Origin of the sequence: Paenibacillus sp. G2S3 (genome assembly GCF_030123105.1) — a bacterium.
Lineage (GTDB): Bacteria > Bacillota > Bacilli > Paenibacillales > Paenibacillaceae > Paenibacillus_AQ.
On the sequence record NZ_CP126095.1, the window covers coordinates 5,727,929 to 5,747,500 of the forward strand.

9 protein-coding genes, 8 pseudogenes and 1 riboswitch are annotated in these 19,572 nt (G+C 42.4%); all 17 genes and pseudogenes read right to left on the bottom strand.

Annotated elements, in window-relative coordinates; translation table 11 throughout:
• Positions 1-51: 51 nt before the first annotated feature.
• Positions 52-1,071 carry a tRNA 2-selenouridine(34) synthase MnmH gene (gene mnmH / locus QNH28_RS25150; RefSeq protein ID WP_283909024.1) on the bottom strand — a complete coding sequence of 340 codons (1,020 nt, stop codon included), beginning with the start codon at positions 1,069-1,071 and terminating at the stop codon, positions 52-54.
• Positions 1,072-1,128: 57 nt separating this feature from the next.
• Positions 1,129-2,189 (bottom strand): annotated as a pseudogene (gene selD, locus QNH28_RS25155) (selenide, water dikinase SelD).
• Between the two features lie 210 nt (positions 2,190-2,399).
• Positions 2,400-2,780 carry an alpha/beta fold hydrolase gene (locus tag QNH28_RS25160; RefSeq protein ID WP_283909025.1) on the bottom strand — a complete coding sequence of 127 codons (381 nt, stop codon included), beginning with the start codon at positions 2,778-2,780 and terminating at the stop codon, positions 2,400-2,402.
• A 532-nt stretch (positions 2,781-3,312) separates the two neighbouring features.
• A riboswitch (cyclic di-AMP (ydaO/yuaA leader) is annotated at positions 3,313-3,499 on the bottom strand.
• Positions 3,500-3,740: 241 nt separating this feature from the next.
• Complete coding sequence (locus QNH28_RS25165; RefSeq protein WP_283909026.1) at positions 3,741-3,893, bottom strand: hypothetical protein; 153 nt, start codon at positions 3,891-3,893, stop codon at positions 3,741-3,743.
• 84 nt (positions 3,894-3,977) lie between these two features.
• Positions 3,978-4,771 (bottom strand): annotated as a pseudogene (locus tag QNH28_RS25170) (Nif3-like dinuclear metal center hexameric protein).
• Between the two features lie 100 nt (positions 4,772-4,871).
• A pseudogene (locus tag QNH28_RS25175) lies at positions 4,872-5,901 on the bottom strand (endo-1,4-beta-xylanase).
• Between the two features lie 45 nt (positions 5,902-5,946).
• Positions 5,947-7,479, bottom strand: a complete 1,533-nt coding sequence (locus tag QNH28_RS25180; protein WP_283909027.1) for a glycoside hydrolase family 43 protein — start codon at positions 7,477-7,479, stop codon at positions 5,947-5,949.
• A 50-nt stretch (positions 7,480-7,529) separates the two neighbouring features.
• A pseudogene (locus QNH28_RS25185) lies at positions 7,530-8,488 on the bottom strand (carbohydrate ABC transporter permease).
• Between the two features lie 2 nt (positions 8,489-8,490).
• Positions 8,491-9,353: pseudogene (locus QNH28_RS25190) on the bottom strand (ABC transporter permease).
• Between the two features lie 194 nt (positions 9,354-9,547).
• Entirely contained in the window at positions 9,548-11,260 is a 1,713-nt protein-coding gene (locus QNH28_RS25195; RefSeq protein ID WP_283909028.1) for a type 2 periplasmic-binding domain-containing protein, read from the bottom strand.
• Between the two features lie 133 nt (positions 11,261-11,393).
• Entirely contained in the window at positions 11,394-12,899 is a 1,506-nt protein-coding gene (locus QNH28_RS25200; protein WP_283909029.1) for a response regulator transcription factor, read from the bottom strand.
• Between the two features lie 15 nt (positions 12,900-12,914).
• Positions 12,915-14,600, bottom strand: coding sequence for a sensor histidine kinase (locus QNH28_RS25205; protein WP_481858339.1), 1,686 nt, complete (start codon positions 14,598-14,600; stop codon positions 12,915-12,917).
• Positions 14,601-14,743: 143 nt separating this feature from the next.
• Positions 14,744-15,523 (bottom strand): helix-turn-helix transcriptional regulator, encoded by a 780-nt coding sequence (locus QNH28_RS29675; protein WP_349655074.1) that lies wholly within the window; start codon positions 15,521-15,523, stop codon positions 14,744-14,746.
• Between the two features lie 14 nt (positions 15,524-15,537).
• Entirely contained in the window at positions 15,538-16,275 is a 738-nt protein-coding gene (locus tag QNH28_RS25215) for a response regulator (RefSeq protein ID WP_283909030.1), read from the bottom strand.
• A 206-nt stretch (positions 16,276-16,481) separates the two neighbouring features.
• A pseudogene (locus QNH28_RS25220) lies at positions 16,482-17,533 on the bottom strand (bifunctional transcriptional activator/DNA repair enzyme AdaA).
• Positions 17,534-17,540: 7 nt separating this feature from the next.
• A pseudogene (locus tag QNH28_RS25225) lies at positions 17,541-18,328 on the bottom strand (isocitrate lyase/PEP mutase family protein).
• Between the two features lie 156 nt (positions 18,329-18,484).
• Positions 18,485-19,410 (bottom strand): annotated as a pseudogene (locus QNH28_RS25230) (EamA family transporter).
• Positions 19,411-19,572: the final 162 nt, after the last annotated feature.

The window sequence follows — 19,572 nt, forward strand, 5'->3', positions numbered from 1 at the left end:
CTCTAAACCCTTCATACATTACGATACATAAAGCTTATACTTCCCGATCATTTAAAAAGAGCGCACCGCAGCCTCAGCTTCGTCCAAATTGTTCACCTTAAAGGTAACTCTCTCAATGCCTTCATACTGAGTAGAAGTATAATCGTATTTAGGATCATAGTAGTACTCTAACAGCAGAGCCACAGCTTCCCCGAATAAATCGGCTTGTAAGCACCGCTCGATTTCTGCCGCAATAGGGATATGAATTCGGGATTTAATACTCCGAAATGCTGAAATGCACTGCTCTTTAAATTCTTCTGGTCGATAATCCTCAAGGATTTGCTGCACTCTGGCTTGCAATGGCATCTCAATCCAAATCTGTGTTCCGATCTCTTTCTGCTCGGCCATAAATGGGGGCATTACGACCTTCCCAATCTTTTTGCTTTCCGCTTCAAACAATACATTAGGAGAATCTCCAAGCTTAATTAATTCCTCCATAAGAAGACTATCGAACGTTTTCTGATTGTTTGCATGAAGTCCGATCTCGCCAAAAATAGAACCGCGGTGACCCGCCATCCCCTCCAAATCCAGAACAGGATAGCCCTGTGCCTTCAGGCGGTGCAGAAGGTTTGTTTTACCTGTACCCGTATTACCGTGAATCACATAAGGCTTCGCCTTGAATTTATAGGACTCCAGTTCGTCGAGTACCCATTTACGGTAAGCTTTATAGCCGCCAATCAGTCGGTAAGCGTGAATATCCATTAAAGAAAGTACGGTCGCAGTTGTACGACTGCGCATACCTCCCCTCCAGCAGAATACAGCCTTGTCGCCTTGAATCGCAGCGAATTCTTTGACAAAAGACGGTAGCTTCGCCGCAGCAATCTCCAGACCGCGTTCTTTCGCAGCCTGCACACTTGTCTGTTTATACAACGTACCCACTTCTGCCCGTTCCTCATCGTCAAAAAAAGGAATATTCAGGCTCTCCGGCAATGTCGAATCTTTATATTCAGAAGGAGATCGAACGTCGATAACGGTGATCTGCTTCTTATTCTTTAACACTCTTAGTTCTTCCAGTGTAATATCCTGAAACAATGCGCTCTCTCCTCTGGTGGCTAACTTCGTAGGTTGCCTCTAAGCTGAACTCCATCGTTATTGTGCAGCTATAACTGCAATCTGACCCGGATGATCTTCCGTTACCTCTCCGATCAAAGCCGCTTCTACACCTGCATCTACTAACTCTTTTAGCAAATCCTCGCTTTGTTCAGGAGCAACAGAGATCAGCAGTCCGCCAGAAGTCACCGCATCACACAGAATATAGCGGCTTAGTTGGTCCATCTCTTCCGGATAAAGAATACTGCCCTCCAAATGGGCAAAGTTATTTTTAGTGCCGCCTGGAACAAAGCCCTGCTCCGCAAGCTCTCTAACTCTTGGCAGCATCGGTACATCCCCTTGACGAATAATCAGGCCGTGATTGCTCCCTTTAGCCATTTCCGAGGCATGTCCCAGCAGCCCGAATCCGGTAACATCTGTACAAGCATGAACATCATAGGGCTCCATGATTTCAGCCGCTTTTTTATTCAGTGTAGACATTACTGTCGTAAGGCGTGTGGTTTCTTCAGGAGATAGCTGATCCTTTTTAATAGATGTTGTTAAGATTCCCACACCGATAGGCTTCGTTAGTATCAGCTTGTCCCCTACTTGCGCGCCCGCATTCGTTCTTACTTTGTCCGGATGCACAAGGCCCGTAACGGCCAATCCGAATTTAGGCTCTTTATCGTCGATAGAATGTCCACCTACAAGCGTCGCTCCAGCTTCCTGTACTTTATCCGCAGCACCACGCAAAATGTCACCTAGAATACTTTTGTCCAGAACAGAGATAGGAAAAGCCACAATATTTAGCACCGTAAGCGGCTTTCCGCCCATCGCGTAAATATCGCTTAACGCATTGGCTGCTGCAATTTGTCCAAAAGAATAAGGGTCGTCCACAATTGGCGTGAAAAAATCAACAGTTTGTACCAACGCTAAATCATCACTTAAACGATACACGCCTGCATCATCACTAGTATCCAGACCTACTAGTAGATCCGGGTTAGGAACGGTTGGTGGCAGACTGCGAATGACCTGCATAAGATCGGCGGGACCGATTTTGCAGCCGCAGCCCCCTTTGAAGATAATGAAGTCAATTTTATAGTTTCGGCTTGAGACATCATGACTCAGCTTCCTTTAGATAGTTAATATCGAATATATTTAATCTTACATCAGTAGACAGCATTGTACAAAATACAGATATACAAAAGAACGTCCCGTAGCCAGTTCATACCCCCGGCTATAGGACGCCCTCATTTCTCACTTCAACGCTAACTCTCCATATCAGACGCGCGAAGGGCTTTATGCATTCTCTGATGCTTCCACCACTAGGATCAACTGATCTGCTGAGTGTCCTGCTGTTTCTCCAAAAACCGCTGAAGAATAGCATTAAATTTCTCCGGCTGACACAGATTACTAGGATCTAATGCGTTAGGAATAATCACTAACTGAGCATGCGGCAGCTGAGACACCATGTCCTTCATACAATTAACTCCAAATTCACTAAAGTCACCAACAATACATAACGCGGGACGCTTAAAAGTCTTTAGGCATCTAGTGTAATCCACATGGCTCGTAGCCAGCCTTTGCCGATACAGTTCCCGTGGACGTTTGTCGAGAAGTCCTCTTCTAATCTCGTTATAAGCCAGGTTCCAGCGTTCCCGATACATCATACGAATCGAAGGCAGTACAAGCTCACTTGGGGCATAATACATTAACCAACTGCAATAGGCAGCCATAAGCTGGATTTTACCGACTATCGTTGACGCCTGACTTCTACAGAAGCTATCCGCGACAACAATCGCTTTTACTCGCTCTGGATATTGTTTCGCTATATGTTGAACGACGAGCCCCCATAGGCGCTCCCGACAAAAACAGCCTCACGAATGCCCAAATCATTCAATAGCATAATTATATCTAAGCATTGGGTTTCAATAATCTCGTTTGGGGCCTGCAGCAATTCACCTGATTTGCCATTCCCCGTAAATCACACAAAATCACTTTATATTTATCAGAAAAATACTCCAATTGTGGCTTAAACATACTATGTGTTAATCCATGTCCATGGATAAACACAACCGGAGTCCCTGTTCCATTGATTTCGTAATAGAGCGAAGTTCCATTCAGTTTAGCAATAGGCAAAGTTAACACCTCTTTCATAGATAGGTTCTACAACGATATGTGCTTTTTAACGCAGCAAAAACCACAGAGGGATACTCTGTGGCTATTCATCATCAAATACGCCATTCATCCTCTCTCCATACGCTTACGAGGTTAGCTGTCGGATTCGGGCAGTGAGAGTTGCCCTACCTGTATGGATGCACTACTATGCACCTGTAACAGGATTCACCCCATAACTAGTAACGACGGTTACATCGATTCCCAGTTGTTGGTTCCCCCGCTTTCCATAACGGAAATTAAGCGGACTTCTTATGTAATTGTCAGTTATGTGATGAATCATACTCCGTGTAAGGTTTCTTGTAAAGTTGAGCCTTGGGCAAAATAATGTTGAAAGCCATGCTTTTCATTTCATATTGAGCATGCACTTCGTTTTCTCTTTCTTTTGCTCTTGTTTACTCGGTTTATTAAGAAAAAGCCGAGCGGTTATCAGAGATCAATCCCTGAACCACTCGGCTTCTTTATACAATCATATGGCTACAACAGATCGGCGTTTTTCAATGCATGCTCCCAGCTTGGAAAAAGAACAGCGCACTTCTCATAAGATCAGGATCGCTTTGCTTCACTTGTTTTTTGCTGATCGAGCTTCCGTCATTTTGAAGCTTTTTGATACGATTTAACACTTCATCAGCCTCCAAAGGAATTTCCATTGAAACACTCCTTTCTCAGTGACCTGGTTTCCAATCATTTTCTCCATAATATGCAAATTTATTCTTCATTTCGATTCATACGGATTAAACCAGCTGATAAATCGGTTGTTCAGCAATAAAATAAGTAGGAATCATTGGGTACTTCTCTGCCAGAACTTCAGCTAAATATTTCATCCCCGGGGCTTCACTCTCCGCGTGGCCTAACATGATCAGCGCATTCGATCTGCCTTGGTGGACTGCATCCCTCACATATTCCGGTGTTTCCCATTCGGGACCCTCGCCAGCAATAATTAAATCAAGATTGTGCTGATTAAAAGAGGAATAGCCATCGTCCCGCCTCCTCTGTAACCTACTAATATCCCCACATGTCTGCAGGTTTGAGATAGGTCGCCGGCAACACGTACATAGGGGATGCCTAGCATTCTTTTTATATACTGAGCCGCTTCACTTACTGTCATGGCCGGAATCGTTAGGATTGAAGCAGTGGCCTGCTGCTCATCCACATAGGCTGACCACTCAAGCTCTCGTAACAAACCCGCCATGATCCCATCCGGTTTATGCCGATGCCAATAATCATGATAACGAAAAATAGCCAGTTCAGAACGCTCAATCAAACTCAATTTCGTGCGATACACAGGGTCACCCTTTAACCACTCACTCGTCTCATGATGACTGTAATACACACCTTCATGTGTAATCAGCAAATTGGCGTTCATAGTAATCGCTCGCTCCACAACATATTGTGTAGCACAAAATGCCGTAACTATCCCTGTAATCACCGTTTCTGGATTACCTGGCTTAAGTATATCCACAGTCTCATCTATCTGTTCCACAGTACCTATTAAATCTTCCAGAATCGTTTTAATTGTGATGCTCACTTTAAACCTCCCTTTGAGATTTATTCTACTAATCTATCAACATAAATAACCCGTCCTTATTTGATATAAGGACGGGTTATTGGTTCACTCCTAGAGCGAACTATACACTCAAGGATTCCGTGGCAGAAGCGATAATCCGGTGGAAGGCTGGCTTCGGCTTATGCCCTTCATCAAATAGAAACGGCCAGTTCTTCCGTCCACGAACAGGGAAATCATCCAGCCAAGTATAGTCATCTGCTGCTCCCCAGAAAGTAACCGAGCTAATCACGTCACGGTATTCTTTCAGCAGGGCAAACATCGCTTCGTATCGTTCTGCCTGCAATTCAAGCAGATCAGCTTGGTGCAGCCTTTAGATCCTTACGTTTGTCATCGAAACGAAACATGGATACATCCAGCTCAGTCAATTGGAGCTGAAGTCCTAACGATGCATATTTCTCAATAGCTGCTCGTATATCGTCTAAGCTCGGATCATATAGATTCCAATGTGCCTGCAATCCGACGCCATGAATCGGCACTTCCTGCTCCAGTAGCGACTTCACCAGTTCATAGATTTTGTCGCGCTTAAAGGGATGGGATTCGTTATAGTCGTTGTAGAATAATAATGCCTTTGGATCGGCTTCATGGGCGAATTCAAACGCTTTGGCGATAAAATCCGGGCCCACAATGTCGAGCCACTTCGAATGGCGAAGAAGTTCTTCTCCCTCATCAGCGATTACCTCGTTTACAACATCCCAAGCATAAATATCTTCCTTATAACGTCCTACAACGGTCTGAATATGTGATTTGACTCGTGCAAGTAAAATTTCTTTGCTTACAAGTCCTCCGTTCTTATCCTCAAACAACCAATCCGTAGTCTGATTGTGCCAGACCAAGGTATGTCCGCGCATTGCCATCTTATGCTTCCGGGCGAAGGCAACCAACTGGTCTGCCGCCCTAAAGTTATAAATATCCTCAAGTGGATGCAAACTTTCAAATTTCATTTCATTCTCAGCGGTTATACTGTTGAAATGATAAGCAAGCAAAGGCTCCTGCGATTGGATCGTTAATGGGCTAACGGCTGCGCCAATCTTAAAATCGTCTGCGAATACCGTCTTTAGTGCAGGCTCTGTAAAATCACTAGCTTGTCTCAACAATCTCCCTCCTAACAAATGTATTAATATTCCGTATTCGAAGTATTATGAACGATAATCGAACCAATCAAAGTAGGCAGGTACCTCAGCCACTTTGCCATGAGCCGTCGCATATAGGCCAATAACAACACCTGTAAATCCGTTTCCTTTTACAGCTTGAGGAGATAATGGGTACGCTGCCGCTGTAGATAGCTCGATCCATTCCTGACCATCCAAAGAATAATATAAGGCGTATTCCGTTAGCTCCGCACAAATTTTCAGATACAGACGCCCAGCAGTCGTCGGAACCTCAGCCGCCACATGTGTTGTTCCATCAACGGTTAAATAAGCTGCAATCACTCTTTGTCCATTTCTTTGCGATAGAGCAATTTCATAATGTGCATGCTCATCCAATCTAGCACACAGTCCCGCTGCTTCACCGTCCACACTAGGATTAAACTCCAGTAATGTGCTCCATTCTGCTGAAGTATGCTGCTGTCTTCTTCCTATAAAAGCTACCTGTCCGATTTCACTGAGACCCTCAGATTGACCCCGAAGAGATAACCAGCCCGGGCGTTTATTTAGAGACCAGCTTGCCTCAGTGGGATTACGAAGAAAGGTCATTGCGAACGGCAATACATCGTCATCAAAATCATATCTTCCACTATAAGCAGGTGTAGGCGATGAGCCGGGTACTCGAGAGACCTTCATCTCCAGTCCTACGGTATCTTCATTATTATCAATCATGGGCCACCCATCTTCTTTCCACTTTACAGGCGCAAGAAAAGTCTCCCGCCCAAGCACGGTGTACTTGGATTCCACCAGTCTTACTCCAAGAAATACAGCCCACCAATCCCCGTTCTGATCTTCGATCAAATCGGCATGTCCTAAATACTGAATGGGATTCTCTGTACGGCTGTGGGTCAATATCGGATGCGGCAATCGTTCAAACGATCCATACGGAGAGGAGCTGCGGCCAATGATCTCGCGATGCTCCTTAGCCGTTCCACCTGAAGCACTCATGATATAATACAGCCCATTTATTCGATACAAATGCGGCCCTTCCGTCCAAGGCCCACCATCTCCGGTCCAGATGACAACAGGCTCAGTTAATGCGCTCCCCGTAGCAATATCAATCTCATATTGAATAACATGGGAATCATAATCCGCGCCCTGCTGTGTGGTAACATATACGGTTCCATCCTCATCAAACATCAAGGAGGGATCAATGCCCCCATAGGGGATCAAGATCGGATCTGACCAAGGACCTGCTGGATTCGTAGCCGTTACGTAGAAATTACCTTTTCCACGTACATCGGTTGTGATCATATAAAAAGTACCGTCATGATACCGGATCGTTGGCGCATATATGCCATCAGAGCTGTTACAGCTACGTATATCTAGCTGACTCAAACGATCCAGTACATGACCTATCTGTGTCCAGTGAATCAAATCCTGACTATGAAATATCGGTACTCCAGGGAAATATTCAAAGGAGCTACAAACCAAATAGTAGTCATCCCCTGCCCGTGTGATGCTTGGATCGGGATAGAAGCCCGGAAGTATTGGGTTATTGTATGTGATTGAAGACTCTATCATGGGTTAACAGACAACCTTCCCAGCTCTGATTAGTAATAGAAGAAAGCTGTTTATTCCTTTACACTTCCTACGTTCAAGCCCACTACAAAATACTTCTGCATAAACGGATAAACTAACAATATAGGTACGGACGCTACAATTGTGATCGCTGCTCGGATCGACAGCGGAGTCACCATCGCTTTTGCCGATTCCTGATTCATCCCTACCCCCGCTGCGACGTTAGGGTTACTGTTGGAGTTCATCGTTGAGGACAATAACTTCATCAGCTCATATTGCAGGGTACTCAGTTCTTGTCTAGAAGACGTATACAGGAAAGCATCAAACCAGGAATTCCAAGCGCCTACAGCTACAAAGAGCGCAATCGTAGCCAATACTGGCTTACATAGAGGGAAGACCACTCTCATAAAAATCTTAAAATCTCCAGCTCCATCTATTCGTGCGGATTCAAGCAAACTCTCTGGAAGCGTGCCGATATACGTCCGTATAACGATCATATTAAAAGCGCTCATCATAGATGGTAAAATGTATACCCAGAAGCTATTAAGCAAATGTAGCTCCTTGATCAAGAAATATCCAGGGATCAGACCTGCACTAAAATACATCGTAAGTACAAAGATGATCGTGATCGGTTTCCGAAACACATACTCTTTCCGGCTTAAAGTATAAGCAAGCATTGTGGTCAGGAAAATATTCAAGATCGTAGAAATCACTGTTCGTGCTACCGAAATTCCAAATGCATCGAAGATGGTTCCTGAAGCAAAAATGGCTTTATAGTTTTGTGTAGTCCAGACCCGTGGCCATAAGTAAATCCCGCCGCGGATGGTATCATTACCTGTATTGAAGGAAACAGCTATGGTGTTGAGAAAGGGGTATAAAGTAATTACGACCAAACACACCATAAAGATTGTATTAAAAGTGTTAAAAGAATCGGCTCCAGGCCGTTGTTACCTAAACGTCTCTTCGCGATCACACCTGCAGTTTTCTGAGGGCTAATTTGTTGGTTTGCCATGATTATAACAGCCTCTCTTCCCCTAGCCGCTTCGCAGTCCAGTTCGCAAACAGCAGTAAAGTTACACTAACGACAGTTTTGAAAATACCGCCTGCAGTGGCCAATGAATAATTCCCTTGAGCAATCCCGTATTTAAGTACGAAAATATCGATGGTTTCGGACCAATCCACAACCAGACCGTTACCTAGTAGATATTGCACTTCAAAACCTGCTTCGAGCACATGCCCCACGGACATAATCAACAAAATCACGATGGTTGCTTTAATCCCCGGCAGAGTGACATATGCCATTTTCTTATAACGGTTGGCTCCATCGATTTCAGCAGCTTCATATAAAGCTGGATCAATCGAAGCAATGGCGGCCAAATAAATAATCGTGTTCCAACCAACTTCCTTCCAAACATGTGAAGCCCCAACAATTCCCCAGAAGTACTTTCCTTCACTAAGCCAGAGAATCGGTTCCTTAATCAGATGTAGCTTCATCAGAACAATGTTGACAATACCATCATTGATCGAGAGAGAAGTGGCAACAATTCCAGTTACAATGATCCACGAGAGAAAATGGGGCAAATATGAGATGGTCTGCACTGTTCTTTTCCAGAATACCTTCTTGATTTCATTCAGCAGCAGAGCCAGAATTATAGCTGTTACAAATCCTAAAATCAGATTAATGATACCCATCGCAAGCGTATTGCGCAGTACTCGCAAGAAGTTATCGTCCGTAAAAGAAACTTGAAATGTTTGAAGCCTACCCATGTTTGTTCGCTAAAAGCACGGGCTGGTTTATAGTCTTGAAACGCCATGGTCCATCCCCAGACTGGGACGTAAGCAAAAAGAATGATATAAAGCATCAAAGGCACAGACATCCAGATCAATTGCTTCTGATTCTTAATCAAAGACCAAGTAATAGGCTGTTTCTTTTTTCTTTTTGGATGCCGGTCAACTTTTTTCCTGCTAAGATCTCATCCATATATAGTAATCTCCCCACGCAATCCTATATTTCAGTAGGTGGAAGGCTCGATAGCCCTCCACCTACTGATCTTATTCATAGAATTTCTGCTTATTTACTCCACTTTTCAATTCTCCATTTAATTTGCTCGTTGATTTTATCTTCATAGGCTTTGACATCAACTTTGCCGATTTGTGCTACATATTCGCTCCAAGCAGAGTCGAATTCGTTTGGATTAGCCAATATTACTTTTGGCAAGTACTTAGTAGAGGTATCATTAAGCTTGGTGTTAGCCACCTTAGCGTCAGACCCTTCCACCAAGTCAATAGACCAGGCTGGATAAGCTACAGGATTGGCAGGAGGTTCACTGAAGAAATCCACATAACTATTAAATCCGTAAGCATCAAGAATTTCTTTGTCGTACGGCTTTAGACCCGCTTTATATTCTTCAGGCTGTGCAGCGGCGTCTGTCGCATTCCCATCACTATAGCTACCCTCTATCTTAGGTGCGAAGGCCATAAATGATTTTGCTTTATTGGCTAATTGCCATGTAGCATCAGCAGCTTGATCGCGTTGCTCTTGTGTTCTCATAAATCTGCCATTCTCAACGATGTAATCTTCTCCTTCAATTCCCCAAGAGAGCGTCTTCTGCCAATCTTCTTGAATTAACGTATCTAGAAGCTTGATAATCTTCACTGGATCTTTGGCATTCACACTAATCCCGAAGCCGTTATTCAAGTTAAGCACCGCAAGATCACGGTAATAGTCTTTCGTAGCGGTATCATATACAAGTGGAAGTCCTACATATGTTCTTTCGATCTTCCCTTGTGTGGTCAGGGAATCTTCTGCAGCATTAAAGTTCCAATGCTGATCAAACATTCCTAGAACAGTACCACTGGACAATTTAGCCATGTATTGGTCGTAGTTCTGTACGAAAGCTTCTTTATCAATCAGCCCTTTTGCATTCGCTTCGTTAAGTTTTTGATAGTATTGCTTAGCATAGTCTTTATCTGCAAATATCTCTGCTACACCATCCTTAACAACAACTCCACCATCGTTCGGATGACCGATCAAGTGCTGAGGAGCATTAAAGAGACCCCAGTTTCTCCAGTCATTGTTAAGAATTTCAAATCCGATTGTTGGACTTCCATCAATCGTTGGGTACTTTTCTTTATATTTGGCAATAAGGTCGAAATACTCATCCAGCGTTTTCACCTTTGGATAACCAAATTCTTTAAGGATCGCTTTTTGAATCCAGAACGCAGGTCCTGAATACCAAGAGCTATTTACTTTACCGTTATAAACGCCATAGTTAGGCAGAATATAGATGTGACCGTCATTAGGGTCTTTCATCATGTTCCAGTAATCTGCATAATGCGCTTTCAAATTTGGTGCGTATTGCTCGATCAGATCTTCAAGCGGAATAAATGCGCCCGCTCCTGTCAATTTCGTATTGCCTGTCATCACATCCGGATAGTCCTGACCAGCAATCATAACCCCAAGCTTCTGGTTGATATCCCCTGCCAAAAACTCAAAATTAAAAGTGGCACCTGTTTCATCTTTGATTTTCTTGTAAATTTTGTTGTCCGGAGTTGGCTGTTGACCCGCCTCACCTATGAAAATACTAACGTCAAATGGTTCTATCTTCTTGTCATCTGTTCCAGCAGCAGTTGCAGCTGCTGATTCTGCTGGTTTGTTCTCTCCCTTAGCAGTATTACTGCTGTTATTTCCACCGCACCCTGCTAGGGTTAAACTTAGGGATACCACAGCAATCAGACTAAGTTTGAACTTTGATATTGACTTGCCCCCATAAAGCACCTCCATATTTTGTTGGTGTAGCAATATTGTAAGCCCTTACAACTTAAATTATAGAGGTGATAATGCATTGATAATACGCCAGAACTAAAGGTGTACCCCCAAAAAGTTTAGGTATTCTGATGTTTAAATTCATTAGGGCTCATATGCATCTTTTTTCAAATTGTTTGAGGAACTGACTATAATTGGAATAGCCTACTTTCTCAGCGATCTCACTGTTTTTCAGCTTGCCATGTTGAAGTAAACGTGTGGATTCCTTAATCCGGAGGTCATGCAGCTGCTCATTAAAATTAATGCCATTCTTCTTAATTAATAATTGCCCTAGATAAACTGGATGTAGGAAGAATACCTCCGACAGCTTCTTAATCGTAAGGTTTTCGCGATAATGCTCTTCAATATAGTTGTTAATTTCCTGTATAATCCCCTGTGATTTTTGGCTCTGTTCTTTCAGAAGAATTTCAATACTCGCCTCACCACATGCTAGTAAATTCCGCATTAAATCGTTCAACTTCATCATCGAGTCCCGCATTTCAGGGATTGTTATTTGAGTTAACAAGGATGACACCTGAACTTCACTAGCTTCCGAAGTAAATTCAACAATCTTATACATAATATGAATAACGATCTTCTTCACAACCTCTGGAGCGATGCGCATCTCACGAAAACTACGAGAGGCCAAGTCCACAGCTTGTTTAAATCCTTTTGTGTCCAGTGTGTTAATAGGTCTCATTAAGTCATACATCAATTGAATTTGATCATAGTGATAGCTGAACTGACTATCCTTGGTTCCCTGATAGGTCAAAAACCCCGAATGATCAGAATTGTAAAAATAATACATTAACGCTTCTTTTGCCGTTCGATAACTATTCGCAATTTGAAGCAAGGAGCTCTCACTAGCCCCTACTGCAATATACATGGCTTGCTTGGGGCGTTCATTTAGCAAGGGAGATACTGCAGGGTATATTGCGGCACCTTCATTAAACTCCGAAGGATATCCGTATACAATTCCAAAGCAATAGGCCTCCAGATCAATCAGAAACATCGATTCCGTATTCGTTAGGAGAGCTACTGCCTTCTCTCTTATTTCCGTATACATCGTCGGGTCTGTCTGTAGTAAACAAATATTCCAAAGGCTTTGGCCTTCCGATAAACAGGTAAGTAATGTGAAATCCGATTTATCTTCCGCTTTCTCATTCAGAATATTCTTAAGAAGAGAGATAACTTCCTCTGAGGTTGCCATTTGATTTAGGCTTCGCTTCTCTGTTTCCTGTTCTAATTCCCGATAGATCTCCTTCAATTCTTCTGCCGCCTCTTCTTCGAAAAGCGGCTTCATCAGATAATGATTAATGCCGTAGCGTATAGCTGTCTTAGCATATTCAAACTCACTATAACCGCTGAGTATGGCAAACTTAATCTTCTTAGTCTCCTCTTGCTGCCAGGCTGCAACCATCTCCAGGCCATTCATCAGTGGCATATTTACATCTGTAATTACAAGATCCGGCAGAAGCTGCTTCATTAACTGTAAGCCCTCTTTGCCATTACTGGAGGTTCCACACACCTCAAAGCCAAGCGCCTGCCAGTCTATCCATAATTGCATCCCCTCTAGGGCACTGGGCTCATCATCGATCAACAATACTTTGTATTTCATAGGCTCCCTCACTTTCTAGCTATTTTTTCGTTCCAGGAGCTTTAACGGAATGCCGAACGTGACAACAGTCCCTTCATTTGGGATACTGTTGATTTCAAAGCGAACCTGATCCTCATAATATAACTCCAGTCTGCGATACACGTTGCGAATTCCGATATTCGTTCCCGAGGAGGCTTCTTCATTTTGAACATTAAATAATATTTCTTTAAGCTGGCTCGGTTCGATCCCTTTGCCATTATCTGAAATCGTAACTTGCAAACGGCCATCCAAGATTTCCGTCTTTACTTTAATGATGCCGAGTCCTTCTATGGTTTGCAGGCCATGTTTACAGGAATTTTCTACTAACGGCTGCATGCTTAGCTTCGGAATTTTATATTGTAGCGACTGCTCATCGATCTCAAATTGATATTCAAATTTATCTCTGAAGCGGAATTTCTCAATTTTTAAATACATCTCAATAAAAGTCATTTCTTCTTCCAATGTAACGAGATCTTCCTTCCAGCTAAGCAGTCTTCTTAGTAATTTGGATAAGCTCTTAATGATATCTGTAACATCGGAGTAATTATTTTTGGTACAGACTACTAGAATGGCATTTAACGTATTAAATAGAAAATGAGGGTTCATCTGACTTTGCAGAAAATTCAATTCAGCCCTTACCCTTTCCATTTCCAGACTATTCTTCTGAATCTCCAGCTTGTATACATCATTGATCAGAGAATTAATTCTAGTCGTCATCATGTTAAAATTGCGTATCAATCCGCCAATTTCATCCTGACCTTCATCGATTCGAATCAAATCAAATTTCTCATTCGTTACCTTCTGCATATGTCTGGACAACCGTTTTACCCGATAATTGTAGGATCTCAACATTACATATAAAAAGGCGGTAGTGAGCAAGGTTACGATGGAGGCCAGAATACCGGCATAAATTCGAATCTCCAGTATTGCCTGAGCAATACGCTCCCCTTGTGTAACCCCTATAATTCGCCAGCCTTTTATATAACTAGCCCCGCCAACGGACACACTATGTACGTCTTCCTTGTGCTCATCATCAAGTAGCTTGAACACAGGATAAGGATCCTTCGTACCTCTCTGATACCCGCTCTGTGCAGACATAATGATTTCATCCTGCTCGTTGACCAGATAAAGACTCAAATAATCCTTTTCTCTGATAATGACGTCATATATTTTACTAAGATCCAAGTCGATTCTAAGCAGCTTCTCAAATGTATTCAGTGAGCTGTACACGTCCATTCGCTCAATCACACTCAAATAAGGGGCAGTAGAAGCCACATTAGGTGCTTCGCTCATATGATAAGCAGCAAGAAACACATGTTTATTTGCAGCCCTGAACTGCTTATACCATTCGCTCTCCTTTACCTTGTCAGTGATAACCTGATAGTTACTACCGGAAACAATGGTGTCATTATTCGTAAATACAGTAATCCGTTCAAGCTGATTGTTAACTGGCATATAGCTGTTCATCCGGCCTCGCAGCTGTTCGTCGAAGGTATCATAAAATTCAATAGAGTTCCCATACTTCCGCTCAAGCAGTTCATACAGATTCTTATCGGAGGACAGCGTATAGCTGACTGCTACTCCACCCTCAATAAAATCTTGAATATCCTTTCTGGCTCTCTCTAAAGAAATTTCTAAGTTCTGTTGCTCTCTAGATTTAATCAAATCTGAAATCCGATCCAAAAAACAAGGTTAATAATAATGATAGGAAGGAGAACGCCTATAATGTAAATGAGGGAAAATTTATAGTTCAGTGGAATGTCATTCACTACTTTTCTAAATCTAAATTTTTTCTCTCCATATGAAACACCTTGCTTCCCCTAGAGCTAATGGTTTTTATTTTCATTTTTATAGACGGATGGTACTACCCCTACAATCAGCTTGAACTTATCTATAAAATAGTCTGTGTTTGAGAATCCCACCTGCACCGCTATATCCGATATTTTCAGCTGCGTTCGCTTTAGCAGACTTTTGGCTTCCTCAATCCTTTTGGCATTTAAATATTCACTAAAGCCCTGACCCGTTTGTTTCCTGAATAGCTGGCCCAAATAGGTAGAATTGATATGAAATTGCCGTGCTAAATCCTGAAGCTTCAATTTATTCCGAAATTCACGATCCACATACTGAATCACCTTGTAAATCGTATTTCGTTCATTCTGCTGCTCTAATTCAGATAGATAGACCGTCGCCAGCATACACAGACTTTGAACATAACGGCTTAATACAAAATAATCATTTAATTCACCTAGATTTCCATACTCTTGCTGAAGCTTTATCATCATCGTATCCGGGACACCATTCATTTGGGCTATCAGTGTACAGATCGTAAACTCTAAATGGGCCACCTGGGCTTGCACGACCTCAATCGTCAGCAGATTCTCTACGAAAGAGGCGAACGTTTCTTTTATACATGGCTGTATCTGTTCTATATCATTTGCCAGTACCTTATCCAGCAGCAGTTTGAAGTGATCCTCATGGTGTTCTTTCTTCTTTAGGATCCTAAGCTCGCTATAATAAAAGATCCCCTTCTTCTGCTGATGTGTCTTTCGTTTCCATACATCTAGTGCCTGCATATAGATTTCTCGAATCGAGCCTATGCCTACCATTCTAGCGCTAATCGCTAGGAGTACCGGTTCATGTAATTGTTCAGCGATATCCGAACGAATCTGGTTGAAGATAACTTCCAGACTCTCATTCCCAATAGAAGCAGACTCAAGAATGATCCCTGTTCTTCCCGATCGATCTTGAAAAAACGGGTACATCCCTCTGGAAAATAGTCGACGATCCGTAGATGAAATGGACTCATAGACGTGGCAGGTTCGATGAGAATACACATTAACTCTGCATTCGCTTGAAGCTTCAACGTGCTCCGGGTTAGAAGCTCTAAATTTTCGTTATACTCGCCTTGAATTAGACGGTTGACGATATTGTTTACGATAAAGAATTGCTTCTTATTAAGCTCTTTATTGGAAGCGATTTCATTTTGGATCATAGGCGTAATCCTGCTTAATAAGGACTCTATTTCTTCATCATCAATAGGTTTTAATAGATAGTCATTCACTCGTTGTTGCAATGCCGTACGTGCATATTTAAAATCATCATACCCGGTCAATACTACAAATTTCGGAGGGTTTGTCATCACTTCATTCAGCTTTGCAATAAGCTCGAGACCATTAATAACCGGCATATTAATGTCCGTTAGGACCAATTCCGGTTTATATTCTTGTATAAGTCTCATCGCTTCTGAGCCATTATGGGCTTCCCCGCACACTTCAAAGCCATATTTCTCCCAGTCAATCATCGTTCTCAGCCCTTCAAGTACCCAGGGCTCATCATCCACGATCAGAACCTTCAGCATGATGTTCGCTCCAATCTCCTAAGATAAGGCTCACTTTTCTTATGAAAATATATATTATGCTATCACAATTGGATATTGTTGTGAATTCATAATTTTTCCTTCTTTTGCTTGAACTAGTGTTTTCCTCCTTAAAAAAACAACAAAAAAACGATGCATCTAGACTCTCAGACACATCGAAATTAGTACACTTTTAGTAGATATTCTACCTAGGAACTACGGTTGTTCTCATGATTGATTAACCATTCTTTTCTTGCAATCCCGCCGCCATAGCCGCCTAATTCACCGTTACTATTGATCACTCGATGACACGGGACCAAGATCGATAATTGATTCGCTCCATTAGCTCTGGCTACCGCACGACAAGCAGAAGGGTTGTTTATATTCTCTGCAAGCTCCTTGTAAGATACCGTCTGACCTACAGGAATTCTTCGGAGTTCATTCCATACCTTTTGCTGAAAATCAGAGCCTAAATAACGAATCGGCGTTTGGAATTCCGTAAGATTACCTGCGAAATAGAGAGTTAATTCCTCTTCAATCTGCTCTAGCACGGGTACTTTTTCAGGCAAAAGAGTTGCATTTAAGCGGGTACGTAATCTCTTAATCTCGTTCTCAAGTCCCTTTCGATCCACGAATTCCAGCAGTAAAAGGTACTCTTCATCTGCGATCGCAAGCATAGATCCTAATAACGTTTCTATCCAGGTACAGTACAGCACTTTAATCTGCTTGGAGTGATTCGGGACCGTCCCCATCGTTCGTGAAAAAGCATCTCTAAATCCATTACTCGAATCGTATCCGCTGTCCAGCTGTGCGTTAATGATAGAATCCCCATTCCTGATATGTTTGAATGCCAGCCCTAAACGTCTTGAACGTGCATATTCAATAAAGGTCATTCCAAATTGCTTCTTAAATTGTCGGCGTGCTGTATTTGCACTAATCGACAGCTCATCAAAATCTTTATCGGTCCATTTTCTTTCCGGATTATGCTCAATAGCTTCAACAAGAAGCTTTACTTCTGAAGACATTTTCGTGGGATTGGACAAGGGTTGGCATCTTTTACATGGTCTATATGACGCTAACAAAGCTTCTTTGGCTGTTGCGAAAAACTCGCAATTTTCTTTATATGGCTTTTTAGCCGGGCAAGTTGGCCTGCACATAATACCTGTTGTTTTTACGCCGACAAAAAATACACCTTCATAATTGGAGTTTTTTCGACTAACATCTCATAATATTTATCGATTTGCTGTTTATTAGTGATCATAGTATCGTTAGCTCATTTCTAAATAATGTGCGGGTCGCTGCAGAATGATTCGAGCATTATCTTGAATATTATGCTGTGCTTGAAAGTAACTATACGGACCATAGCTAATTCTTTTTACGCCAAGCTCCTGCAATTCAACATTTGAAATCATACCATCCATTACCATAACATTTACAGGCAGTGGTGACTGTTGCACAAAATGTTCAATCAAACTTCGATCAGTGAGCCCTGGTATAAAAATCCCATCCGCTCCAGCCTCAGCGTAAGCACAGGTACGCTCTATGGCTTCATTCACTAAATCCAAAGAATGCTTCCCATTTTTAAAAAGAGATCGGTTCTGGCGTTAATAAACACCTTCTTCTGAAGTTTGGCTGCCACTTGCTGTATAGTTCGTATACGATGACTTTGTTCCTCGATCGCCCATAATTCATCGCCCGGATGATTCACCTTTTGATCCTCAAAATTAATCCCACAGATGTCTAGCTGGAATAATTGTTCCATGTTATTGGCTAAGGACTCTACATCTACAGCATACCCACCCTCAATATCTACCGTCAATGGCACCGATACATGTTCTGCTATTCTCAAAACAGACCACAGCAGCTGCTCAAATGAGAGCTGTTCACCGTCCGAATATCCCCATGCGTCCGCCATAGCGAAGCTACTTGTGGCAATAGCCTGTGAACCCGCTTTTTCTATCGCTTTAGCCGAAGCTACATTCCAGCAGTTATACAGCATTAGCGGATTTTCTTGATCGTGCAAAGACTTAAAATAGTCATAGTCATTTCGGTTCATCAGTGGTCATCTCCATTAAATAGAATAGCACCACTATATAATAGCCATTGATCCGTCATACCAGAAAAATTAACACCAATCTTTTACGCAAAAAAACACCGATTGATGATCTCATCCTATAAGGACCTGATCATATCATCGATGTTAGTTTACAGTTTAAAGTTCTGCCTTACGGAGTGATGGTTTGGAGGATGGTTTGGGTGACTTTTTCCCTGTTCGCATCGGTATGATTTGTGGTGCCGCGATTCCGATCAGAACGACGAAAATCCCAACCCACCGAAGCAGGGACACTTCTTCTTGCAGGACTAACACGGAGGCTACAACAGCTGCCGGCAACTCCGCCGCACCTAGAATCGTTCCCAGACCTGAACCCAGTTTCGGAACACCGATAGAAAAGAAAAGCACAGGAATAACTATACCAAGTAGTCCTAAAGGTAGACCATACTTCCACAGTCCATCTGTAAGTGCTCCGTCATAAATAAAGGAAGGCGAAAAAACAACCATAATAATAATCATTGCACTTGTAGTCATATACAAGCTTTTATTCACAGCAGGTACCTGCGTAGCCACTCTTCCACTGACAAAAATATAAAAGGCAAACGACACCGCAGACATCAAACCAAAAACAATACCACTCGTAGTCATTTCGCCTACACTAGGTTCTAGAATCCCCCCAGCTAATATTGTTCCTATCAGAAGGATAAGCATCGAAATTACTTTCTCTCGACTAGGCCATTTTCTATCTACAACAGCCTCCAGAATCACACCAATCCAAGTAAATTGGAATAAGAGAACGATCGCAATCGAAGCAGGTAATTGTTCAACGGCAAATCCATAGAAGATCCCCGTCATACTAATGGTAATCCCAGCGCCTAATAACGAAGCACCTACTTTTAACCCGAGTTTTTTCGAGAAAATAATACAACTAACAATAGCAGCATGCACCATCCAAAAAAGTATTGCGACCCGACCAGTTGCTGCATTCGAAAGCCATCATTCATTCCAAGCTTGACGATCGTGGAGAGCGATCCATAACTACATGCACCTATAAATACTAGTAATGCATATTTGAGTAACTTCATATTCATCGTAATTCTTTCCTTTCTGTTGAACCGTCCTATTGAACCGTTCAAATCACATAATAAAGCCCCTTGTCATCGAAATGACAAGGGGCGACTGAAACCAAAGAATACATCTTTGACAAAATTCCGCCACTCCATCCACAGGATAGAGTTTGGTTTATT

Coding starts and splice junctions, on each gene's coding strand:
- QNH28_RS25160 (WP_283909025.1), bottom strand. CDS start 2,780: ATGTATTATGCCCCAAGTGAGCTTGTACTGCCTTCGATTCGTATGATG.
- QNH28_RS25165 (WP_283909026.1), bottom strand. CDS start 3,893: ATGGAAATTCCTTTGGAGGCTGATGAAGTGTTAAATCGTATCAAAAAG.
- QNH28_RS25180 (WP_283909027.1), bottom strand. CDS start 7,479: ATGATAGAGTCTTCAATCACATACAATAACCCAATACTTCCGGGCTTC.
- QNH28_RS25195 (WP_283909028.1), bottom strand. CDS start 11,260: ATGGAGGTGCTTTATGGGGGCAAGTCAATATCAAAGTTCAAACTTAGT.
- QNH28_RS25200 (WP_283909029.1), bottom strand. CDS start 12,899: ATGAAATACAAAGTATTGTTGATCGATGATGAGCCCAGTGCCCTAGAG.
- QNH28_RS29675 (WP_349655074.1), bottom strand. CDS start 15,523: ATGGTAGGCATAGGCTCGATTCGAGAAATCTATATGCAGGCACTAGAT.
- QNH28_RS25215 (WP_283909030.1), bottom strand. CDS start 16,275: ATGCTGAAGGTTCTGATCGTGGATGATGAGCCCTGGGTACTTGAAGGG.